Here is a 22,247-nt window from a genome sequence, read left to right on the forward strand (position 1 = left end):
CAAGTGATTTCCGACTACGACCTGCTGTTGCTCGGCGCCGGCCACGCCCACCTGGGGGTACTGCGCCGCTGGGCCCTGGTCGAGCGCCCGCCGGGGCGCATCGCCCTGCTCAGCCCCGGGCCGCAGGCCTGGTATTCCGGCATGCTGCCCGGGCTGCTGGCCGGGCGCCACGCAGCAGCGGACTGCCAGGTCGAGCTACTGGCGCTGTGCCGCGCGGCCAAGGTCGAGCTGATCATCAGCCCGGTGCAGAGCCTGTCTGCCGCCCAGCAGCAGGTGCAACTGGCCGATGGCCGCAGCCTCAAGGCGCGCTGGCTGTCGCTGAATGTCGGCGCGCAGATCGCCACACCACCGCAACAGGGCGACGCCATGCAGCTGCTGGCGGTCAAACCCTTTGCCGACTTCCTTGCAGGCTGGCAACAGTGGCAGGCCGTCCCCCAGCCCCTGGCCATTCTCGGCGGCGGCGCGGCGGGGGTCGAACTGGCCCTCGCCCTGGCCGGCCAGGTGCCGCAGCTGGCGCTGTTCTGCGCCGGCCACCTGCTCGATGGCTTGTCCTCCGGCCTGCGCCTGCGCGCACTCGGGCACCTGCGCCAGCGCGGGGTCTGGGTGCGTGAGGACTGCCCGATCAGCCGCATCGAAAACGACTGCCTGCTCAGCGGCGACGAACCGGTCTGGCGCGGCCGGCGCCTGTTGCTGGCCAGCGGCGCCAAGGCCTTTGCCTGGCCGGCGCACAGTGGCCTGGGCTGCGACGAGCAGGGTTTCGTGCTGGTTGCGCCGACGTTGCAGAGCTACACCCATCCGACGATTTTCGCCGCAGGCGACTGCGCCAGCCTGGCCGGCGCGCGCAAGAGCGGGGTGTATGCGGTGCGCCAGGGCCCGGTGCTGGCCGCCAACCTGGGCGCGGCCCTGCGCGGCCTGCCCCTCAAACGCTACCGGCCACAGCGCCACAGCCTGGCCCTGCTGGCCACCGGTGATGGCGGCGCACTGCTGGACTGGTATGGCCATAGCGCCGGCGGCCAGCTCTATGGACGCTGGAAGGATTGGCTGGACAAGGGCTTTATCCGCCGCCACAGCCTGTAGGCTGAACCCCCATGGCCTTTCCCAACTATTGACCAGCGCCCTTGCGCGCAGTGGCTTGCGACCAAAGTGTCATGGCCTGATGGCTGCTTGAGTGCTCGAATCGGGGCTGACTCAAGCTGGTCGCCAGGAGTACCAAGCGCTATGGTCTATAGAATCGACGCCACCGGCCGATTGCCTACACACGCACAGCGGTTATCCCGCCATGCCTTGGGCCAGCCCCACGGGCTAGCCGCTGCCCCCGGCAACAGCGCACTGAGTATAAAAATAACGAGGTTGCTTATGCGCTCCGCGTTTATCAATTACCCCAAGGCCTGCCTGCTGCATGCCCTGGGCCTGGCCGGCCTGATGCTGGCGTACCAGCAGAGCGAGATGCCCTGGTTTGTCAGCATCCCGTCCTTTCTGCTGCTGGCTCTGTGGCCCTGGCTGGGCCCCTGGCAGCGCCAGCATGATGGCCACCCGGTACAGGGTGCCGAGCAGCCGGCGGATGCCTTCAGCGAACTGACGCGCGAGCTGTCGCGCCACACCTGCCACAACGCCCTGTCCGCCGCCCAGGTGGCCCATACCGTGCAGCAACTGGGACTGCGCCTGCAGTCGCAACTGGATGCGGTGGAGCAGATCAACCAGGCCGCCGAAGCCATTACCCACACCGAGCAGGACAACGCCGCCCGCGCCGAACAGACCCTGAGCGCAGCCCGGAACGTGCGCCAGAGCAGCGCCAGCGGCCAGCAGGAGCTGCAGCAGGCGATTGCCGCCATGCAGCAGCTCAGCGCCCAGACCGCCGCCAGCCGCGAGCTGATCGACGGCCTCGGCAGCCGCACCGAACAGATCGAATCGGTGACCCAGGTGATCCAGTCCATCGCCAGCCAGACCAACCTGCTGGCCCTGAACGCCGCCATCGAAGCCGCCCGAGCCGGCGATCTGGGGCGCGGTTTTGCGGTGGTCGCCGACGAGGTGCGCAACCTGGCCGCGCGCACCAGCAGCGCCACCGAAGAGGTCGGCCAGATGGTCGCCGATATCCGCCAGCAGAGCCTGGCCGTGGTCGCCCATATCCAGCAGCAGGCCAGCCAGCTGGATCAGGCTGCCGAGCAGGTGGCGCATACCGGCGAGCAGCTGCAGGGCATCGCCGGCCTGGCGGAAGAGGTGGCCGAGCAGGTCGAGCAGATCAACAGCGGCACCGCCCATAACCACCAGCGCCTGGCCGAGCTGTCGGTGGCGGTGGGCCAGCTGCGCGGCGATGTGCGTGACAGCGAGGGCCAGACCCGTCAGCTCGGCGGCGCCGCCGAACAGCTGGTGGGGCAGGCCGAGACGGTCAGCGAGCAACTGGCCGGCGTCGGCCTGGATGACTATCACCAGCGTATCTACGACCTGGCCCGCCAGGGGGCCGCGCAGATCGCCGCGCAGTTCGAGGCGGATATCCAGGCCGGGCGCATCAGCCTCAGCGACCTGTTCGACCGCCACTACCAGCCCATCGCCGGCAGCCAGCCGATCCGCTACAGCACCCGCTTCGACCGTTACGCCGACCAGGTGCTACCGGCCATCCAGGAGCCGCTGTTGAGCCAGCACGAAGGCCTGGTATTCGCCATTGCCTGCACGCCCGAGGGCTATGTGCCAACCCACAACAACGCCTTCAACCACCCCCCCAGCGGCAACCCCGAGGTGGACCGCCTGAAGAGCCGCAGCAAGCGCCTGTTCAATGACCGCACCGGCATCCGCTGCGGCAGCCACCAGCAGCCACTGTTGCTGCAGACCTATATGCGCGACACCGGTGAGCTGATGCACGACCTGTCGGTGCCGATCATGCTCCAGGGTCGCCACTGGGGCGGGCTGCGCCTGGGCTACAAGCCCGAGCCCTGAGGGCGCAGAGCCGCGATCAGCCGATCAGTGCGCCGACGAAAAGATCGATACCGGCAGGCCGGAATGGCCTGCCGGTATATGCACCGCTGTCACCTGGCCTTGCGCGCCACGAGAAAGAGCTGCGCCTTGGCCGGCTGCCATTCGTAGTCAATGTCAAAGCCGGCCCGGGTCAGCATGGCCAGCAGCGCCTGCCTGTCGAAACGGCTCACCGCAGGAGCCAGCCCCAGGGCTTGCATGGCTGGAATCAGCAGCCGCCAATAACGCGCCAGTTCCGCGATCAGGGCTGTGCTGCTGACAAAGATGCCGCCGGGCTTGAGCAGGTGAGCGACACGCACAACAGCTGCCTCGGTGTCTTCCACTAGGTGCAGCACATTGAGACCCAGCACCGCGTCGAAGCTGGCCGCCGTCAATGCCGGGCTATCCAGGGTGCCCTGCTCGAAACGGACATTGCTGATGCCGGCCTGGCGCGCCTTGTCCCGGGCGATCGCCACCATCTGGGCGGACAGATCGGTCGCAAGAATCTGTCTGACATAGGCGGCGTGCACCAGGGCCGTACTCCCGGTACCGCAGCCAAATTCGAGCACGGACCAGTCGGGGCGCAAGTAGCCCTGGGTGATCGCCAGCTTCTTCTGATAGCTCTGCTCGTCCCTGATCGGGCTTCTGGCGTAGCGCGCTGCCGCCTTATCCCAGAAGGCTTGTGAATGCTTCATGTGCTTCTCCTTGTCGATAGCCCGCAGCACGTGCAGGCCACCCGGGCGCAGCCTGCAAACGGCCCGGCAAGCCTAGTCGAGCCCAGGCCATACGCCAGCTAATGTTTAGTTAGAACAAAACCAAGCATGATAAAAATCAGATTTAAAGCACGCTTGAGCCTGTGCGAGCCTGCTGGTCATGACTACCCCCTATCTGTGCGCCCATCGTCGTTATGCCTCCCTGCAGCGGATGCGTGGCCTCGGCATGGCTCGGGTCAACCCACTGTTCCCGCTGATCCTCGCCTTCTGGGCCCTGTGGCACTGCCGCCATGCCCGCCCCCCGGATGCCCCGGCCTGCTAGCAAACCCAGGCTCAGCCGACCATTTCTCGCCGTGTCGCCCCTGGCGATACGCCGCCGCACAAGGAATACCCCTATGAATGCCCCTGTCAGCCCCGTTGTCCCCGCCGCCGAGCGCGCGCCGTCCTACTATGCCGCCAGCCTCAACCAGGAAACCGACTACCCGACCCTGCAGGGTGAGGTCAGTGTCGATGTGGTGATCATCGGCGGCGGTTTTACCGGCGTGGCCACGGCGGTGGAGCTGGCCGAGCGCGGCCTCAAGGTGGCCATAGTCGAGACCCACAAGATCGGCTGGGGCGCCACCGGGCGCAACGGCGGCCAGGTCACCGGCAGCCTGTCGGGGGACGCCGCCATGGCCAAGCAGATGCGCAAGACCCTGGGCGAGGAGGTGGACGACTTTATCTGGCACCTGCGCTGGCGCGGCCACCAGATCATCAAGAGCCGGGTGGAAAAGTACGGCATCCAGTGCGACCTCAAGCACGGTCATCTGCATGCGGCCATGAAGCCGGTGCATATGGATGAACTCAAGGCGTCCTATGAGGAAGCCGTGCGCCGCGGCATGGGCGATGAAGTCAGCCTGCTGGATGGCGCCGGGGTACGCGCGCACCTGGCCAGCGACCTGTACTGCGGGGCAATCAAGAACACCCGCAATATGCACCTGCACCCGCTCAACCTGTGCATCGGCGAGGCCAAGGCTGCGGAAAGCCTGGGCGCACTGATCTTCGAACATTCCGAGGTGCTGGATATCATCCACGGCGCCAACCCGGCGGTGGTCACCGCGGGCGGGCGGATCAAGGCCAAGCAGGTGCTGCTGGCCGGCGACGTATACCACAAGCTGGAGCGCAAGAAGCTCAAGGGCATGATCTTCCCGGCCATGGGCGGCATCGTCACCAGCGCGCCCCTGGGCGATCTGGCCAAGGAACTCAACCCCCAGGACCTGGCCGTCTACGACTGCCGCTTCGTCCTCGACTACTACCGCCTGACCGCCGACGGCCGCCTGCTGTTTGGCGGCGGCTGCAACTACTCAGGGCGCGACTCGCGGGATATCGCCGCCGAGCTGCGCCCCTGCATCGAAAGCACCTTCCCCCAGCTCAGGGGCGTACAGATCGACTTCCAGTGGAGCTGCGCCATGGGCATCGTGATGAACCGCATCCCGCAGCTGGGCAAGCTCTCGGACAACGTCTGGTACTGCCAGGGCTACTCCGGCCACGGCATCGCCACCACCCATATCATGGGCGAGATCATGGCCAACGCCCTGACCGGCAGCCTCGGCCAGTTCGACACCTTCGCCGCCTGCAAACACATCAAGGTGCCGTTGGGCGACCAGCTGGGCAACCCGATGCTGGCGGCCGGCATGTGGTACTACCAGATGCTGGAAAAGCTGCGCTAAGCGACTCTGCAGAGACGCTGGAAAACGCTGCGGGATTTCACCGACTATCTGCCGGGCGGGCCTAGGGTGGCTGCCGCTTTATGCATCCACCGCTCACCGATACCGCGGCCTAACCCGGGCTGGGGTCTTGCACCTCGCGCGGCTGACGCGGCTCGCGTTCACCGACAAAGGCCACCGCCGGCGAGCCATCGGCGTTGAGCTGGAGGATGCGCTGCGGCTGGCCGTCAGCGTTGAAGACCACCTGACCCAGGCCTGCACCATTCCATAGCCGCTCACCGGCCCGGCTGCGCTGCGGGATCAGCGGAGTGACGCGCATACGGCGGCGCTTGGTCAGCCAGTTGAGCGGCGACCAGGGCGCATAGAGCCAGCGGTTTAGGCGGTCGAACCAGTCCAGCAGGCGCGGCGGAAACTCGTTCTTGATGCCGCTGCTGGTGATCTGCCAGATGGTCGGGCTGGCCCGGCGCTGGCGGATGCTCACCTGATAGACAAAGGAATAGTGCACGTCACCGGACAGGATCACGAAGTCCCCCGGGGTGCGCGAGTGACGGAAGATATTCAGCATCACGCTGGCGGCGCCACGGTGGGCCATCCAGTTCTCCGCATCGACCAGCAGCGGGTGCCCGGCCAGGGTGAACAGCTTCTGGATACCCTCGATCAGCTTGACCCCGAACATCGGTGCCGGTGAAACGATGATGCAGGCAGGGTGATCAATCAGGGCCTGCTGGAATTCGCACAGCGCCTCCCAGTCCATCAGCCCCGAAGGCCGCGACAGGCGCCGCTCACTGCGCCAGCGGCGGGTACGGGTATCCAGCACCAGCAAGGCCGGGGTGGTGGGCAGCACGTAGTGCCAGTGCCGCCAGTGCAGCAGGCTGTCGATCAGTTCATCCTGGCCCAGCGGCTGCAGTTCACCGCTTGCCTGCGCGGGCTGCAGCCAGGCGGCGAACTGCTCCAGCACCTGGCTGAATGCGTCTGGCTGGTTCCCCCAGCCCTGGCACAACAGGTAGGCGAGCAGGGCGTTGCCGATGATGCGCCTGGAGAAAGGGTGACTGTAAGCCGTCTGCTCCCAGCGGGCGGACAGGTTCCAGTCGTCGGTGACGTCGTGGTCATCGAAGATCATCAGGGTCGGCAGATGGGCCATGACCCGCGCGGCCTGGCCCAGACTCTGGCGAAAGCCCTCAAGCTGCTCGCGCTCGGCCAGATAACGCGGCCGCAGCTCGGGCGCCAATGCCGGCTCGCTCTCGTCGAGCAGTGTCCAGGGCACGGGCGACCAGACCAGCAGGTACAGGGCAATCATCTCGGCGAAGGTAACCAGATGGTTGTCGGCATTGCTGCTGGTGAAGATCGGCTTCTTCACCCCGCCAAAGAACTTGTCACGCAGGGTCTGGTTGCTCTTCAGCTCCGGCAGCAATTCGGCACGCCGGTAGTAGCCCAGGGGTTCGCGATACAGCGCGCGGCTGTCGGCGACCAGGCTACCCTCCAGGACTTCGTCGAACAGTTGCAGGCGTTTGATCAGCTGGTGGATGGCACAGAGCATGGGCCCGGCCACATCATCGACATACACCTGATCACCGCTCATCAGCAGCAAGGCCGGACGCTGGCTGGCATCGCCGGACTCGGCCAGCAGGCGATCGGCGCAGAGCAGGCCGTCGGGCGCCGGGTGATGGGGTTTGCGGCAGGAGCCGTGGAGCAGCTGGTCGATCCGCGACTTGAGCACAAAGTCGGCACGGGGCCGCCCAGGATACAGCAGATGCGGCGCCCAGTCGGCCATCCCGCGCGGCGCCTGCTGCTGATCGAGGATCTGCAGGTCGTAGGCAATCCGCACATCCTGCGGCAGCGCCGAAGGCATAGGCAGGTCGATCAGGTGCAGCACCGCATATCGGCCCAGCGGCAGCTGCCGGCAGTGCTTATCCAGCGCCAGGACGCGCTCTGGCTCACCCTCGGCCTGCAGGCACAGTTGCAGTGGCAACGGCCGGCTGGCCACCAGCCACAGCACCAGGCGGGTCGGCTCCAGGCGGCGCAGCAGCGGCCCGGCCAGGACGTCGGGCAAGTGATCGATACGCGTGGACGCCATCAGCATGATCCGTTCGACAGGCAAGACTGCTTATGGACAGTAGCCGACCCGCGCCAGTTCATCCGGCAGCCTGGCGCAGGCGCCCGAGGTCGAGGATCTCGATCTCGCCATAGGTCAGACGCAGAATACCCTGGGCCTCCAGTTCCTTGAGGATCTGGTTGGTGGTCTGCCGTGAAAGCGCCAGCATCAGGGCCAGCTGTTCCTGGGCCAGATGCAGCACGCGGCGCGGTTCGCCCTCGCCGTAGTTCTCGGCCATCAGCAGCAGGCGCCGGGCCAGGCGCGGGGCGGCGGGCAGCAGGCTCATTTCCTCCAGGGCGATAAAGGCCAGGCGCAGCTTCTGGCTCATCAACAGGGCAATATCGCGCCAGTAGCGGGGCTGAGCATCGAGCAGGGCCAGCAGGCTGACCTGGGGCACCAGCAGCAGGGTACAGGGGCCTTCGGCGAAGGCGTCGTGGGTACGCGGCTGACCATCGAACAGGGAAATTTCGCCAAACCAGTAGGGCGGCTCCACCAGGGTCAGCAGCGCCTCCTTGCCGCTGCTGCTGACCGCGCCGATGCGCATGGCGCCGTCCACCACCGCGTACAGCCCACTGGGCTTGTCGCCCCGGCTGAACAGGCGCTGACCGGCACTCAGGCGCTGCACCCGGGCCATGCCCAGCAGGGCCTGCTGCAATTCGGCGGGCAGGCTGGCATACCAGTGGCCGGCCAGCAGCAGGGGGTGATGAATCAAGGCATCGGACATGCAGTTTCCTAAATGGCTGCGACGCTTTGTCGCCTAGCTGACAGAGTATGGCCGTGCCGCAGCCGATCATGCCTGCACCTTGTGTGCAACGAGAGCAGCATAACCATGAAAACCCTGATTGATCACCTGGCCCAATATGCGGCCTATCACCGTGACCGGCGCAATATCGCCAGCCACTTTATCGGCATTCCCATGATCGTGCTGGCGGTCACCGTGCTGCTGGCGCGGCCGGCCGTGGAGGTGGCCGGGTTGTGGCTGTCACCGGCAACCCTGGTGGCCCTGGCGGCGGCGCTGTTCTACCTGCGCCTGGACCTGCGCTTCGGCCTGCTGATGAGCGCCCTGCTGGGCCTCTGCCTGTGGGCGGCGGCCAACCTGGCAAGCCAGCCAACCGGCCTGTGGCTGGGCAGCGGCATCGGCCTGTTTGTGCTCGGCTGGGTCATCCAGTTTGTCGGCCACTACTACGAGGGGCGTAAACCGGCATTTGTCGACGATGTCATGGGCCTGGTGATCGGCCCACTGTTTGTCGTCGCCGAGGCCGCCTTTCTACTGGGTATGCGCCGGGAAGTGGAGCAGGCGGTGGTGCAGCGCGCCGGCCCCACCTGTATTCGCGAGAAGAAAGCCACTGCTTGATCGATTCACGCCTAGAGCGTAATCAAGATCTCGCAAGCTAGAGTACTGCAAGGCAAAAACAGGCGAGGAAGCGGAGTGTACTGTTGTACATGAGCATTCCGAGCCTGTTTTACTCGCGTTGCTCGCCCTTCGGGCCAGCCTGCGGCTGTTACTCCCGTTGGTCGTTGTAACGCAGCAGGGCCGACGCGCAGCAGATCGAAGACGGACTTAATACATCGCCATCCACTGACTGGTCAGCGAACGGGTGTGGCGATACACGGTGATCGGGGCGAAAGGCCGGCCCGAGGCGCTGGCCAGGGCGCTGCTCTGGCTGTTGAGGTCGCTCAGCGCGGCCTTGAGGTATTCCCAGCGCACTTTCAGCTTGGCCAGCTCGCCATTGCCCTGCTGGGCGGCCAGTTCCTCGTCAACCTGGGGGATCAGCTTGCGCTCGTCCTGTCCCAGGTAGATATCGGTCTGCTCGCGGGCAATCTCGAAATTGCCCATATAGGAGCGGCTCAGGTATTGCACCGAGAGGTATTCCAGTTTGGCCGCCAGTTCGCTGCTGCCGGCCGGCGCCAGCTTGCGTGACTCATCCAGGACACCCAGCAGGGCCTTGCTCAGCTCCTCCGGGTAGCGCCAGGGCATGTCGTCCTCGTTGGGGCCAAAGGACACACCACGACGGATCTGGATCACCAGTTCCTGATGGGCACTACGCAGAGTGTCCGAACTTTGCGGCAAGCTCTGAACTGCGGCAGCCAGCGCCTGCAGATCGGCTTCCAGCGCCTCCTGATGTTTCTTTTGGAAACCCTCACCCCGTAACAACATCAGGCTACTGGTTACTCGGCTGGCCTGGATCTGCACCTGCTCCTGGGGACTGACCGCCTCGGCGAAGGCTGCGGGAGAGAGCCCGGCGAGCAGTCCGAAAGACCAGAAAAACAGCTTGCGCAACAATGGCTTACAACTCATTGCGGGGATGCTCCTAATTATTTTTGTGAGCAATATGAAGCGCCGCCAGGGCCCTTCTTTTCGCGCATTAGCCTACTACGCCGCACCTCGCCTGAAAGTAGCCTAAAGAGTGATTTGCAGGGTCATTGCACGCCAAATGCCAAGTGCGGCCCTCAAGCTTCGGCCAGCAGGCGGCGCAACTCGGCCAGCACCGGGCCGGTATCCGGGCGCACCCCACGCCACAGGCAAAAAGCCTCAGCGGCCTGCTCCACCAGCATGCCCAGTCCGTCCAGTGTCAGCGCTGCACCCTGTTCGGCCGCCCAGCGGTTGAAGGCGGTGGGCTCCTTGCCATACATCATGTCGTAGCAGAGGGTATGACCGGCCTGGATCAGGCTGGGGGCAAGCGGCGGCAGCTCGCCGGCCAGGCTGGCTGAGGTGCCATTGATGATCAGGTCCACCGGCGCGTCGATCCAGTCAAAACCGCTGGCCACCACCGGGCCCAGATCGGCGAACTCGCGGGCCAGCTGCTCGGCCTTCTGCACCGTGCGGTTGGCGATCACCAGGGCCGCCGGCTGCTCGGCCAGCAGCGGTTCCAGCACCCCGCGCACCGCGCCGCCAGCGCCCAGCAGGAGGATGCGTTGACCCTTGAGGCCTATACCGGCATTGACTGTGAGGTCCCTCACCAGGCCCGCACCATCGGTGTTGTCGCCCAGCAGGCGACCATCTGCCAGCTTCTTCAGGGTATTGACCGCGCCGGCACGCTGGGCGCGGGCCGTCAGTTCATCAGCCAGTTGAAAGGCTTGTTCCTTGAACGGCACGGTGACATTGGCGCCCAACCCCTCGTTAAAGAAGGCACGGGCAAAACCGGGAAAATCCTCCAGCGGCGCCAACAGAGCCTCGTAACTCAGTGGCTCGCCGGTCTGCTGAGCAAACAGGCCGTGGATCAGCGGCGACTTGCTGTGGCCGATGGGGTTGCCGAATACGCCGTAGCGGTCCATGGGATTCCTCAGTTGTAAGCTGCAAGCCTCAAGCGACAAGCGTGATTGCTCGACTTGTGGCTTACCGCTTAGGGCTTACGGCTGCTCTTTCAGCCAATCACGGTCGGTCAGAAAATACTCGGTCAGGCGTGCTTCCTCGCTGCCCGGCTCCGGTTTCCAGTCATACCCCCAGCGTACATGGGGCGGCAGCGACATCAGGATCGACTCGGTACGGCCGCCGGACTGCAGGCCAAACAGAGTGCCGCGGTCGAATACCAGGTTGAATTCCACATAGCGGCCCCGGCGAAAGGCCTGGAACTCACGCTCGCGCTCGCCATAAGGAGTCAGCTTGCGCCGCTGCACGATGGGCAGATAGGCGGCCAGGTAGGCATCGCCGATGGCGCGCATAAAGGCGAAGCTGGTGTCGAAATCCCACTGGTTCAGGTCATCGAAAAACAGCCCGCCGATGCCGCGTGGCTCGCCGCGGTGCTTGAGGTGGAAGTAGCGATCACACCAGGCCTTGAACTTCGGATAGACCTCGGCGCCGAAGGGCGCGCAGGCCTCGAAGGCGACCTGGTGCCAGTGCCGGCAGTCTTCTTCATTACCGTAGTAGGGGGTCAGGTCGAAGCCGCCACCGAACCACCAGACCGGCTCTTCGCCGGCCTTCTCGGCGCTGAAGAAGCGCACGTTGGCGTGGGAGGTCGGCACGTAGGGGTTTTCCGGATGGATCACCAGGGACACACCAAGGGCCTCGAAACCACGGCCGGCGAGTTCCGGACGGTGGGCACTGGCCGAGGGCGGCAGGCTGTCGCCGAATACATGGGAGAAGTTCACCCCGCCCTTTTCGATCAGCGCGCCGTTTTCCATCACCCGGGTGCGACCGCCGCCACCGGCCGGACGTTGCCAGGCATCCTCGAAGAATTCGGCACCGCCATCCTCGGCTTGCAGGGCGGCACAGATACGGTCTTGCAGATCCAGCAGGTAGGCTTTGACGGCCTCAGTACGGTCACTCACGGCAGCACCTTGAAAGCGGGTAAGGCCAGGCGGCACGTGGCCGCAGGGAAAAATGGGCGGCCAGCATAACATTTGCCACCCCACGGCCGCAGTTGACGGCGGTCAATGGAGACGATTGGATAACGGCACCTTTACGCCCGTGCGGGCATCATCCAGGCATTCAATCGCGGAAGACCCTGAAAATGGCCAAGCGTATCCAGTTCAACCGCCACGGCGGTCCGGACGTTCTCGAATACACCGACTACAACCCCGCCATCCCAGGCCCTAATGAAGTACGAGTGCAGAATCAGGCCATTGGCCTGAACTTTATCGACACCTATTTTCGCAGCGGCCTCTATCCGCCGCCGGCCCTGCCGTCCGGCCTTGGCAGCGAAGGTGCCGGCATTGTCGAGGCGGTGGGTTCGGCCGTCAGCGGCTTCCAGGTCGGCGACCGTGTGGCCTATGCCACCGGGCCGCTGGGCGCCTACAGCGAGCTGCATGTGCTGCCAGCGGAGCGACTGGTGAAACTGCCGGACGCCATCAGCTTCGAGCAGGCCGCAGCGGTCATGCTCAAGGGCCTGACCGTGCAGTACCTGCTGCGCCAGACCTATCCGCTCAAGGGTGGCGAAACCATCCTGTTCCACGCCGCGGCGGGCGGGGTCGGCTCCTTGGCCTGCCAGTGGGCCAGGGCGCTCGGGGTCAAGCTGATCGGCACCGTCAGCTCCGCTGAAAAAGCCGCACGGGCCAAGGAGCAGGGCGCCTGGGCGACCATCGACTACAGCCATGAGAATGTCGCCCAGCGGGTACTGGAGCTGACCGACGGGGCCAAGTGCCCGGTGGTCTATGACGGCGTCGGCAAGGACACCTGGGAAACCTCGCTGGATTGCGTAGCGCCCCGGGGCTTGCTGGTCAGCTTCGGCAATGCCTCCGGTGCGGTGACCGGGGTCAACCTCGGCATCCTGGCGCAGAAGGGCTCGCTGTTCGTCACCCGACCGACCCTGGCCGGCTACGCCGATACCCCGCAGCGCCTGCAGATGATGGCCGACGAACTGTTCGCCATGATCGAAAGCGGCCAGCTCAAGGTCGAGATCAGCAATCGCCATGCGCTCAAGGACGCCGCAGCCGCGCAAGCCGCCCTGAGTGCCCGGCAGACCACCGGCTCGACCATTTTGCTGCCGTAAAACCCGTAGGGTGGGTTAGGCGCGCCAACCGGTTTCACAGGCACAGTTCAATGCCTGTCGCGCCGTAACCCACCATGGCCATCTGCGGCACCTGATGGTGGGTTACGCAGCGCTCACACACCGCACAACTTTCAATTGAGTGGCAATGCGCCGCTAACCCACCCTACGCAAGCGGAAGCCTTCAGGACGGGCGGATCACATCACCCGTGCGCAGGTCGCGGATCAGGCTGGGATTCTTGCGCCCGCCCAGGGCGCCACCCAGGACATGATCCAGCTGACGCGGGAAGTACTGCTCCACCCGCAGCCGTGAACGCGCCGCTGGCCGCCCGGCCGGATTAGCCGAGGTGGACACCAGCGGCCCGGTCAGGCGACACAGCGCCTGCACACCGGGATGATCGCTGACCCGCAGGGCCACCGAGTCATGCACTCCGGTAATCCACTCGGGCAAGCGCTGCTGATGGGGCACCAGCCAGGTATTGGGCCCCGGCCAGCTGCCGGCCAGGCGCTGCTGCCAGATCTCCGGCAGGTCTTCGAGGAGAAAGTCGAACTGCTCGATGCAGTCGGCCACCAGGATCAGACCCTTGTGCACCGGCCGCTCCTTGAGGGCCAGCAGGCGCTGTACTGCCTCCTCATCCCAGGGATCGCAGCCCAGTCCCCAGACCGCCTCGGTGGGATAGGCAATCACCCCACCCTGACGCACCACGCGCGCCGCCTGCTGCACCTGCCAATTGCTGACCATTGAATACTCCCGATAAACCATGGCGGCAGTTTATCCAAGCGGCTCGGTTTGCGGCAGGCAAAACCCGCGGATCTGTTGACCCGGTATGACGGGCACAGGGGAATGGCACTGACCTAGGGGGCGCCACGCCCCAACCAGATCCCGCCCTCGCAACCTACCAGTCCCTGTAGCTCCAGCTCAGTCAAGGTTGCCAGCACCTCGGGCAAGGACAGGCCGCTGACCAGCGCCAGCTCTTCGCTACTGTGGGGCGCGGCATGCAGCAGCTGCAGCAGTGGATGTGCAACGGGAGCGGGCGCCTGCTCGCAGGGTGCGCGGGCTGCATGCTGCCAGCCACGCAGGGCTTCGAGGATATCATCGATGCTTTCCACCAGGGCGGCGCCCTCACGGATCAGCTGGTGGCAACCACGCGCCCCGGGGTGATGGATGGAGCCGGGAATGGCATAGACCTCACGCCCCTGTTCGGCGGCCAGGCGCGCAGTGATCAGCGAGCCACTGGAGGGGCTGGCCTCGACCACCAACACGCCCAACGCTAAGCCACTGATAATTCTATTGCGCCGGGGAAAGTTGCTGGCCTGGGGTGGGCAATCCAGTGGCAGTTCGGACACCATTGCACCGCCGCCTTCAACAATATCGGCTGCCAACTTCTTGTGCCGCGACGGATACAGGCACTGCAAGCCCGTTCCGAGCACGGCAATGGTCTTGCCGCCGCCCTCCAGAGCGCCCTGATGGGCGGCCCCGTCAATCCCCAGGGCCAGACCACTGGTGATGACGAAGCCACCGGCGGCCAGGCTCCGGGCAAAGTGCCGGGCATTGTCCAGTCCGGGCCGAGATGCTCGCCGACTACCGACCATGGCCAGTTGCGGCTGCTCCAGCAGGCCTGGATCACCGGCAACGAACAGCAGCGGCGGGGCATCGCTCAGTTCCGCCAGCAGGGCCGGGTAGGCCGGATCATCCCACATCAGCAGGTGCTGCTGCGGCGCCTCCAGCCAGGCCAGGGCCGCCGCTGCCCGCTGACCAATCTCGGCACTGCGCCGTGGCTCGGCACAGGCCGCAGGCAGCCCCAGGGCACGCCAGGCACTGGCCGGCGCGCTAAGGGCGGCCGAAGCACTGTCAAAGGCGCTGAGCAGTTTGCGAAAGCGCCGCGGCCCCAACTCCGGCAACAGGTGCAGGCGCAGACGGGCTTCGAGTTCGGCTGGAGAGACGGCAGACGAGAGAGCGGCACATGGCGGCGGCATGATGATCATCCTTGATCAAATACGCCGCCGAAACGGCGCAGGCAGAAAGAACAAACCCCGCGAAAGCGGGGCTTGTGGGTGTTACGGGTTACGCACCTTGTCGAGAATCGCCAGCTGACGCGAGGCGTTCAGCACCAGGGCGTAGCTGAGCTTGTCGTAGGTACGGAACACCATCAGCAGGCCCGAGCGCTCGTCCGGGATCTTCACCGCTTCGCCAGTGACCCGGTCACGCACGGTTTCACCGGTCTTGTAGATGGCCAGCACATTGCCTTCTACCAGACCATCACGGGCGCCCTTGTTCAGGGTGACCACATCGAACTGACCAATCTGAGTCACGCCACGGGGCACATCGAGGATCACCCCATTGATTTCATTGGCCGGCTCGCTGGGCATAAATGACGAGTTGATCGAACGCTCCTCGGTGGGGAACAAACGGTCAGCCAGACGCACTTCCTGAGTCGAGCGGGTCAGCAGCATGGTGCCGATATCGCCTTCCTCGGCGACGATCTGCCCACTGCCGATATCGTCGGCGTTGATCCCTAGAAATTCCTGGGTATCCGGATCCAGATAGGTCTTGCCCTGGCGGAAGATGCCATACACCGGCGCACGCTCGTCGAACTGGCCACGGGCGTAGACCCGGTCACCGGCACCGCTGACCACGCGCTCGGCATTGCCGGCGACGATATAGGGCGCGGCATCGAACTGCTCAGGCGTATCGACGATACGGTTGCTCAGCAGGAAGCTGTTGATCGCCTCCAGCGGAATGGCCGGGATGGCTTCGGCCATGGGCGTGCTGCGCACCTGCGGCGACAGTTTGATGGTGCCGCGGGATTCACCACGGTTGAGCATCAGACGCGGCTGACCGTCGACATATACCAGGCTGAGCTGATCGCCGGGGTAGATCAGATGGGGGTTTTCCACCTGGGGGTTGGCATGCCAGATTTCCGGCCATTTCCAGGGCTGGGTCAGAAATCGACCGGAGATATCCCACAGGGTATCGCCTTTGACCACGGTATAACGGTCTGGGTGACCGTCCTTGAGTTGCACTTCTGCCTGGGCCAAGCCGCTTGCGGCAAGCAGCAGCAGGGCGAGTAGTGATTTCCTCATGCGGTGAATCCCTTTATTATGTGTCTACACGTGGAGCGCCCTAGCGCCGCGACTGAACCCAGTGGGAACGCGGCGTGAAGCCGTTTTTCCAATGCTGCTCATCATCTTAGCAGCGGATTTTGACTTTATTCCACAAGTGCATCACAAACGCATATGGCGATCCTGAATATCCTCGAATTTCCCGATCCACGCCTGCGTACCATCGCCAAACCGGTGGACGTGGTCGACGACTCCATTCGTCAGCTGGTCGACGACATGTTCGAGACCATGTACGACGCCCCCGGTATCGGTCTGGCCGCCACCCAGGTCAACGTGCACAAGCGCGTAGTGGTGATGGACCTGTCCGAAGACAAGTCCGAGCCGCGGGTGTTTATCAACCCCGAGTTCGAACCGCTCACCGAGGAGATGGATCAGTACCAGGAAGGCTGCCTGTCGGTGCCCGGCTTCTATGAGAACGTCGACCGCCCGCAGAAGGTCAGGATCAAGGCCCTGGACCGCGATGGCCAGCCCTATGAGCTGATCGCCGAAGGCCTGCTCGCCGTGTGCATTCAGCATGAGTGTGATCACCTCAATGGCAAGCTGTTTGTCGACTACCTGTCCAACCTCAAGCGCGACCGGATCAAGAAAAAGCTGGAAAAACAGCATCGTCAGCGCGCCTGACTTCGATATTGCAAAGGCTTGCTGCGGCAAGCCTTTTTCTTTCTAGCAGTGAGAACCCATGTCTGATTCTTTGCGCATTGTCTTTGCCGGCACCCCCGAATTCGCCGCCGAGCACCTTAAGGCGCTATTAAACAGCCCCCATCAGATCGTCGCGGTGTACAGCCAGCCGGATCGCCCTGCCGGCCGTGGACAGAAGCTCACACCCAGCCCGGTCAAGCAGTTGGCCTTGGAGCATGGCATCCCGGTGTACCAACCGCAGACCCTGCGTGACCCCGCCGCCCAGGCCGAACTGGCTGCGCTCAAGCCCGACCTGATGGTGGTGGTGGCCTACGGCCTGATCCTGCCGCAGGTGGTGCTGGATACCCCGCGCCTGGGCTGCATCAACAGCCATGCCTCGCTGCTGCCACGTTGGCGCGGCGCGGCGCCGATCCAGCGTGCCGTCGAAGCTGGCGATGCCGAGTCAGGCGTGACCGTGATGCAGATGGAAGCCGGCCTGGATACCGGGCCGATGCTGCTGAAAGTCAGCACCCCCATTGCCGCAGACGATACCGGTGGCAGCCTGCATGACCGCCTGGCCCAGCTCGGCCCCCGGGCGGTGATCGAGGCGATCAGCGGTCTGGCTGCCGGCACCCTCAAGGGCGAGGTGCAGGACGACAGCCTGGCCACCTACGCGCACAAGCTGAACAAGGATGAAGCGCGCCTGGACTGGAGCCGCCCGGCCATCGAACTGGAGCGTCTGGTGCGTGCCTTCCATCCCTGGCCGATCTGCCATAGCACGCTTAATGGCGAAGCCCTGAAAGTACATGCGGCAACACTGGGCGAGGGCAGTGGTGCCCCAGGCACTATTCTCGCTGCCGATAAATCCGGCCTGACCGTGGCCTGTGGCCAAGGCGCACTGCGCCTGACCCGCCTGCAGCTGCCCGGCGGCAAGGCGCTGAACTTCAGCGACCTGTACAACAGCCGCCGCGAGCAGTTTGCCGTTGGCCTGGTGTTGGGCGCATGAATCCGCGTCTCGCCGCCGCCCGCGCCCTGGCCAGCGTGCTGGCCGGCAAGGCCTCGCTGGGCAGCAGCCTGCCGCCACTGCTGGACAGGGTCGAAGCCCGCGATCGCGGTCTGGCCCAGGATCTGGCCTTTGGCGCCGCGCGCTGGCAGCCACGGTTGGCCCTGATCGCCGAACAGCTGCTGCAAAAGCCGTTCAAGGCCACCGACCGCGACGTCGAGGCGCTGCTGCTGATCGGTCTGTATCAGCTGTTCTACACCCGCATTCCGGCCCATGCCGCCATCGGCGAGACGGTGGCCTGCGTCGACAAACTGAAGAAGTCCTCGCTCAAGGGCCTGCTCAATGCCGTGCTGCGCAATGCCCAGCGTGACGGCGAGACCATTATCGCCGGCCTCGACCGCGACCCGGTTCTGCATACGGCCCACCCGCGCTGGCTGCAGAAGCGCCTGAAGGCCGACTGGCCCGAGCAGTGGCAGGCCATCTGCGCCGCCAACAACGCCCACCCGCCGCTGATCCTGCGGGTCAATCGCCGCCATGGCAGCCGTGACGACTACCTGGCCGAACTGCGCCGTGTCGGCTTTGAGGCCGAATCCTGCACCTATAGCCAAGACGGCATTCGTTTGCTGCAGGCCTGCGATGTCACCACCCTGCCGGGCTTTGCCGACGGCCGCGTCAGCGTGCAGGACGAAGCGGCGCAGCTGGCCGCCGACCTGCTCGATCTGGCCCCCGGCCAACGGGTGCTGGATGCCTGCGCCGCGCCCGGCGGCAAGACCTGCCACCTGCTGGAAGCCGAGCCACAGCTGGCCGGCGTGCTGGCGGTGGATCTGGAAGAAAAGCGCCTGGCGCGGGTGCGCGAGAATCTGCAACGCCTGGGCCTGGATGCCCAGCTGATTGCCGCCGATGGCCGCGATACCCAGGCCTGGTGGGATGGCCAGGCCTTTCAGCGCATCCTGCTGGATGCGCCCTGTTCGGCCACCGGGGTGATTCGTCGCCACCCGGATATCAAACTGACCCGTCAACCAGAAGACATCACTGCCCTGGCCCAGCTGCAGGGCGAACTGCTGGATGCCCTGTGGCCGACCCTGGAAGTTGGCGGCATCCTGCTCTACGCCACCTGCTCGGTGCTGCCGGCGGAGAACAGCGACACCATCGCCGCCTTTCTGGCCCGTACCCCTAGCGCCCGCGAGCTGGATATCCCCGGTCCGTTCGGCCTCAAGGCCACCCATGGTCGCCAGTTGTTGCCGCAAATCGACGGCCATGACGGCTTCTACTATGCCAAGCTGATCAAGATCGCCGCCTCACCCCGCGGCTAACGGAGCACGCTGTGAAGATCATCATTCTCGGAGCAGGTCAGGTTGGTGGCACCCTGGCTGAACACCTGGCCAGCGAGGCCAACGACATCACCGTGGTCGACACCGACGGCGACCGCCTGCGCGACCTCGGCGACCGCCTGGATATTCGTACCGTACAGGGTCGCGGCTCCTTCCCCACGGTGCTGCGCCAGGCCGGCGCGGACGACGCCGACATGCTGGTGGCGGTGACCAACAGCGATGAAATCAACATGATCGCCTGCCAGGTGGCCTACAGCCTGTTCCACACCCCGACCAAGATCGCCCGGGTGCGCGAGGCGGCCTACCTGACCCGCAGCGGCCTGTTCAGCAACGAGTCGATCCCGGTCGACGTGCTGATCAGCCCCGAGCAGGTGGTGACCAACTACATCAAGCGCCTGATCGAATACCCCGGCGCCCTGCAGGTGATCGACTTCGCCGAAGGCAAGGCCCAGCTGGTGGCGGTCAAGGCTTACTACGGCGGGCCGCTGGTCGGTCAGCAGCTGCGTCAGCTGCGCGAGCATATGCCCAATGTCGACACCCGCGTGGCCGCCATCTTCCGCCGCAACCGGGCGATCATGCCCCAGGGCGACACGGTGATCGAAGCGGACGACGAGGTGTTCTTTATCGCCGCCAAGGCCCATATCCGTGCGGTGATGAGCGAAATGCGCCGTATGGAAGACAGCTACAAGAAGGTGGTGATCGCTGGCGGCGGGCATATCGGCGAGCGCCTGGCCGAGGCCATCGAGAGCCGCTATCAGGTGAAGATCATCGAGATGAACCCGGCGCGCTGCCGCTACCTCTCGGAAACCCTGGACAGCACCATCGTGCTGCAGGGCAGCGCCTCGGACCGCGATCTGCTAGTGGAGGAGAACATCAACGATGCCGATATCTTCCTCGCGCTGACCAACGACGACGAGGCCAATATCATGTCCTCGCTGCTGGCCAAACGCCTGGGTGCGCGCAAGGTGATGACCATCATCAACAACCCGGCCTATGTCGACCTGGTCCAGGGCGGCGAAATCGACATCGCCATCAGCCCGCAGCTGGCCACCATCGGCACCCTGCTGACCCACGTGCGCCGTGGCGATATCGAAAGCGTGCACAGCCTGCGCCGTGGCGCTGCCGAGGCCATCGAGGCGATTGCCCATGGTGATGCCAAGTCGAGCAAGGTGGTCGGCCGCGCCATTCAGGAAATCGCCCTGCCGCCGGGCACCACCATCGGCGCCATTATCCGCGACGACGAGGTGCTGATCGCCCACGACAAGACGGTGATCGAGTCCGGCGACCATGTGATCCTGTTCCTGGTCGACAAGAAATATATCCGCGACGCCGAACGCCTGTTCCAGGTCGGGCTAACCTTCTTCTAGCAGGCTGTTGAAAAGCGTTGACGAGGCCGCCAGCGCAAGGCAAAAACAGGCGCTACGCAGCGAAGCGGAGTAACAGCCGCAGGCTGGCCCGCAGGGCGAACGCAGTGAGTCAAAAGCGCAGTTTACAAGTGGTAAATGAGCATTTGATTCGCTTCGCTCACCCCTTCGGGGCCGTGCTAAAGCACGTTCAGCCGTTGGCTGTGAGCCTGTTTTTAACGCCGCGATGGCAACGCAGGTAGCTTTTCAACAACCTGCTAAGGCCATCACTCGTCCGAAGCCAATCCGGGCAAGCCGGCACGCTGACCCCGGATTGCATCCGGGCTATCAAGCAGGATCTGCCATGAGTATCCAATCCCTGGAAAATATGCTGGCCAAGGGCCTGGATAACGCGCTGCTGCGTTTCGGCCTGGGCAAGGGCTATCTGGATACCGGCGAATTCGCCCGCGCCGCCGAACACCTGCAACGCTGCGTGAAACTGGACCCCGGCTATTCGGCGGCGTGGAAACTGCTCGGCCAGGCCCTGCAAAAGCAGAGTCTGCTGGATGACGCGCGAGGGGCCTGGCAACAGGGCCTGGCAGTGGCCCGTGAGAAGGGCGACAAGCAGGCGGAAAAGGAAATGACGGTCTTTCTCAAGCGCCTGGACAAGCACTCGCAGGGCTGAGCACGGCTCAATCCTTGATAAAGCGCAAACCAACGCCCAGCAGCTCGACCCGCACCACCTCCAGCTGCAGGATCGGCGCCTCCATCGGCAAGCCCTGCACCTGGCCACTGACCCGCTCACCAATCGTGAGCAGGTCATGGGCCTGATCCAGCAGGATATAGACCCCTGTATCGGAGATGTCCCGGGTGCTCACCAGCATTTCGCCATGCAGCGGGTGCTCGATGCGCAGACGAACCTTGAGGGGGGTGCGGACATTATGACGCTGGTCGCTCATGCTGGATCCATCCGGGTCGATTTCAGCAGACTAGCCGACAGCGCCCCCCACGGGCAAATCGACGCTGTTCAATACCACTTGGCTTCGCCTGCCGGGCGCTTCTTGAAGCGTTTCATGTTCCACATATATTGGCTGGGCGCCTGGCGTACCTGCTTTTCGATGCCCTGGTTGAGGGCGCTGACCGCCGCCTCGATATCCTCGCCATAGAGCGCCTCGGGCGCAGCCTCGATCACCACCCGATAGCCGCTGCCATCGTCCAGACGCAGGGCATGGATAAAAACCGCTTCGGCCTTGTGCCCCTGCACCAGGGACGGCACGAACTTGCTGGTCAGCGCCGGGACGCCGAAAAAGGGCACGAATACACCGCTGCTCAGGCTCGGTTCGGGATCGGCGGCGATACCGGCCACGCCGCCTTTGCGCACGGCCTTGATCAGGCTAAGGATGCCCTCCTTGGTCGAAGGGGCCATGGTGCTGCCCAGCTGGGCTCGTTTCTCCTGCAGCAACTCATCGACCGCCTGCATCTTGATCGGCCGGTACAACAGCACAGGCTGGCAGATGGAAGAGGCATATTGCAGCAGCACTTCCCAGTTACCCAGGTGGCTGCTGATCAGCACCACACCCTTGCCCCGGTCCAGGGCCGCCTGCAGCACCGGCAGCCCCTCCACCTGCTTGATCAGGCCCAGCGTCTTGTGGGCTGGCCAGATCCAGGAACAGGCGCTTTCGGTCAGGGTCCTGCCGGTATCACGCAGGCACTGACCCACCATGGCTTCGCGCTGCGGTTCCGTCAGCTCGGGAAAACAGCCCGCCAGGTTGATCCTCACCACTTCACGGGAGCGGTTCGGCAGCTTCCACATCAGCCAGCCAATGGCCGCGCCCACCACCTGCACGGCGCCCCAGGGCAGCAAGGCGAACACACGCAGAAGGCCCACCACCAGGGCACCTTTGAGCTTTTCCACACAGGACTCCAAGGGTCAAAAGGCGCTCATT

At 64.8% G+C, this 22,247-nt stretch carries 22 protein-coding genes; 11 read left to right on the top strand and 11 right to left on the bottom strand.

Annotated features, from left to right (window positions below; genetic code table 11):
* The first annotated feature begins 6 nt into the window (after positions 1–6).
* On the top strand, positions 7–1,077 hold the full coding sequence (locus tag GJV18_RS01765) for an FAD-dependent oxidoreductase (RefSeq protein ID WP_160345925.1): 1,071 nt from the start codon (positions 7–9) through the stop codon (positions 1,075–1,077).
* A 369-nt stretch (positions 1,078–1,446) separates the two neighbouring features.
* Positions 1,447–2,931 (top strand): methyl-accepting chemotaxis protein, encoded by a 1,485-nt coding sequence (locus tag GJV18_RS01770; RefSeq protein ID WP_407692343.1) that lies wholly within the window; start codon positions 1,447–1,449, stop codon positions 2,929–2,931.
* A gap of 89 nt (positions 2,932–3,020) precedes the next feature.
* Here the strand turns inward: GJV18_RS01770 and GJV18_RS01775 are convergent, their stop codons facing one another.
* A complete protein-coding gene (locus tag GJV18_RS01775; protein ID WP_325065233.1) occupies positions 3,021–3,671 on the bottom strand; it encodes a class I SAM-dependent methyltransferase in 651 nt (216 codons plus the stop codon).
* Positions 3,672–3,819: 148 nt separating this feature from the next.
* Between GJV18_RS01775 and GJV18_RS18490 the strand changes: the two genes are divergently transcribed.
* Both GJV18_RS18490 and GJV18_RS01780 read left to right on the top strand, forming a co-directional pair.
* Entirely contained in the window at positions 3,820–3,981 is a 162-nt protein-coding gene (locus GJV18_RS18490; protein ID WP_178113402.1) for a hypothetical protein, read from the top strand.
* A 73-nt stretch (positions 3,982–4,054) separates the two neighbouring features.
* Positions 4,055–5,368: an NAD(P)/FAD-dependent oxidoreductase gene (locus GJV18_RS01780; protein ID WP_160343009.1), complete on the top strand. Its 1,314-nt coding sequence runs from the start codon at positions 4,055–4,057 to the stop codon at positions 5,366–5,368.
* A 109-nt stretch (positions 5,369–5,477) separates the two neighbouring features.
* Here the strand turns inward: GJV18_RS01780 and GJV18_RS01785 are convergent, their stop codons facing one another.
* Both GJV18_RS01785 and GJV18_RS01790 read right to left on the bottom strand, forming a co-directional pair.
* Positions 5,478–7,439 (bottom strand): metallophosphoesterase family protein, encoded by a 1,962-nt coding sequence (locus tag GJV18_RS01785; protein ID WP_160343010.1) that lies wholly within the window; start codon positions 7,437–7,439, stop codon positions 5,478–5,480.
* 58 nt (positions 7,440–7,497) lie between these two features.
* Complete coding sequence (locus tag GJV18_RS01790; protein WP_160343011.1) at positions 7,498–8,181, bottom strand: Crp/Fnr family transcriptional regulator; 684 nt, start codon at positions 8,179–8,181, stop codon at positions 7,498–7,500.
* A gap of 105 nt (positions 8,182–8,286) precedes the next feature.
* On the opposite strand from GJV18_RS01790, the gene GJV18_RS01795 reads away from it, so the two are divergent.
* Positions 8,287–8,811 (top strand): Mpo1 family 2-hydroxy fatty acid dioxygenase, encoded by a 525-nt coding sequence (locus tag GJV18_RS01795; RefSeq protein ID WP_160343012.1) that lies wholly within the window; start codon positions 8,287–8,289, stop codon positions 8,809–8,811.
* A 207-nt stretch (positions 8,812–9,018) separates the two neighbouring features.
* On the opposite strand, the gene GJV18_RS01800 is transcribed toward GJV18_RS01795, so the two are convergent.
* The 3 genes from GJV18_RS01800 to hemF all read right to left on the bottom strand — a co-directional run bounded on the left by GJV18_RS01800 (position 9,019) and on the right by hemF (position 11,726).
* On the bottom strand, positions 9,019–9,756 hold the full coding sequence (locus GJV18_RS01800) for a hypothetical protein (protein ID WP_160343013.1): 738 nt from the start codon (positions 9,754–9,756) through the stop codon (positions 9,019–9,021).
* A gap of 152 nt (positions 9,757–9,908) precedes the next feature.
* Complete coding sequence (gene aroE / locus GJV18_RS01805; protein ID WP_160343014.1) at positions 9,909–10,733, bottom strand: shikimate dehydrogenase; 825 nt, start codon at positions 10,731–10,733, stop codon at positions 9,909–9,911.
* A 75-nt stretch (positions 10,734–10,808) separates the two neighbouring features.
* Positions 10,809–11,726 (bottom strand): oxygen-dependent coproporphyrinogen oxidase, encoded by a 918-nt coding sequence (hemF, locus tag GJV18_RS01810; protein WP_160343015.1) that lies wholly within the window; start codon positions 11,724–11,726, stop codon positions 10,809–10,811.
* Between the two features lie 182 nt (positions 11,727–11,908).
* On the opposite strand from hemF, the gene GJV18_RS01815 reads away from it, so the two are divergent.
* On the top strand, positions 11,909–12,886 hold the full coding sequence (locus GJV18_RS01815; protein ID WP_160343016.1) for an NADPH:quinone reductase: 978 nt from the start codon (positions 11,909–11,911) through the stop codon (positions 12,884–12,886).
* A gap of 181 nt (positions 12,887–13,067) precedes the next feature.
* On the opposite strand, the gene GJV18_RS01820 is transcribed toward GJV18_RS01815, so the two are convergent.
* From GJV18_RS01820 to GJV18_RS01830, 3 genes are all read right to left on the bottom strand, one after another.
* Positions 13,068–13,625: an L-threonylcarbamoyladenylate synthase gene (locus tag GJV18_RS01820; RefSeq protein ID WP_160343017.1), complete on the bottom strand. Its 558-nt coding sequence runs from the start codon at positions 13,623–13,625 to the stop codon at positions 13,068–13,070.
* Between the two features lie 113 nt (positions 13,626–13,738).
* On the bottom strand, positions 13,739–14,860 hold the full coding sequence (gene dprA / locus GJV18_RS01825; protein ID WP_160343018.1) for a DNA-processing protein DprA: 1,122 nt from the start codon (positions 14,858–14,860) through the stop codon (positions 13,739–13,741).
* Positions 14,861–14,941: 81 nt separating this feature from the next.
* Positions 14,942–15,967, bottom strand: a complete 1,026-nt coding sequence (locus GJV18_RS01830; RefSeq protein ID WP_160343019.1) for a LysM peptidoglycan-binding domain-containing protein — start codon at positions 15,965–15,967, stop codon at positions 14,942–14,944.
* Positions 15,968–16,120: 153 nt separating this feature from the next.
* Between GJV18_RS01830 and def the strand changes: the two genes are divergently transcribed.
* The 5 genes from def to GJV18_RS01855 all read left to right on the top strand — a co-directional run bounded on the left by def (position 16,121) and on the right by GJV18_RS01855 (position 20,986).
* Positions 16,121–16,627: a peptide deformylase gene (gene def / locus GJV18_RS01835; RefSeq protein ID WP_160343020.1), complete on the top strand. Its 507-nt coding sequence runs from the start codon at positions 16,121–16,123 to the stop codon at positions 16,625–16,627.
* A 58-nt stretch (positions 16,628–16,685) separates the two neighbouring features.
* Complete coding sequence (fmt, locus tag GJV18_RS01840) at positions 16,686–17,630, top strand: methionyl-tRNA formyltransferase (protein WP_160343021.1); 945 nt, start codon at positions 16,686–16,688, stop codon at positions 17,628–17,630.
* Entirely contained in the window at positions 17,627–18,940 is a 1,314-nt protein-coding gene (gene rsmB / locus GJV18_RS01845) for a 16S rRNA (cytosine(967)-C(5))-methyltransferase RsmB (protein WP_160343022.1), read from the top strand. Before fmt ends, rsmB begins: the two co-directional genes overlap by 4 nt.
* A gap of 11 nt (positions 18,941–18,951) precedes the next feature.
* The gene (trkA, locus tag GJV18_RS01850) at positions 18,952–20,325 is read left to right on the top strand and encodes a Trk system potassium transporter TrkA (protein WP_160343023.1); all 1,374 of its coding nucleotides are present in this window, start codon (positions 18,952–18,954) and stop codon (positions 20,323–20,325) included.
* Positions 20,326–20,665: 340 nt separating this feature from the next.
* Positions 20,666–20,986: a tetratricopeptide repeat protein gene (locus GJV18_RS01855; RefSeq protein WP_160343024.1), complete on the top strand. Its 321-nt coding sequence runs from the start codon at positions 20,666–20,668 to the stop codon at positions 20,984–20,986.
* A 7-nt stretch (positions 20,987–20,993) separates the two neighbouring features.
* On the opposite strand, the gene GJV18_RS01860 is transcribed toward GJV18_RS01855, so the two are convergent.
* Together GJV18_RS01860 and GJV18_RS01865 are read right to left on the bottom strand one after the other, a co-directional pair.
* The gene (locus GJV18_RS01860) at positions 20,994–21,260 is read right to left on the bottom strand and encodes a PilZ domain-containing protein (protein ID WP_160343025.1); all 267 of its coding nucleotides are present in this window, start codon (positions 21,258–21,260) and stop codon (positions 20,994–20,996) included.
* Positions 21,261–21,328: 68 nt separating this feature from the next.
* Positions 21,329–22,216: a lysophospholipid acyltransferase gene (locus GJV18_RS01865; RefSeq protein WP_160343026.1), complete on the bottom strand. Its 888-nt coding sequence runs from the start codon at positions 22,214–22,216 to the stop codon at positions 21,329–21,331.
* Positions 22,217–22,247: the final 31 nt, after the last annotated feature.

Source organism: Pseudomonas xionganensis (genome assembly GCF_009763245.1).
Lineage (GTDB): Bacteria > Pseudomonadota > Gammaproteobacteria > Pseudomonadales > Pseudomonadaceae > Aquipseudomonas > Aquipseudomonas xionganensis.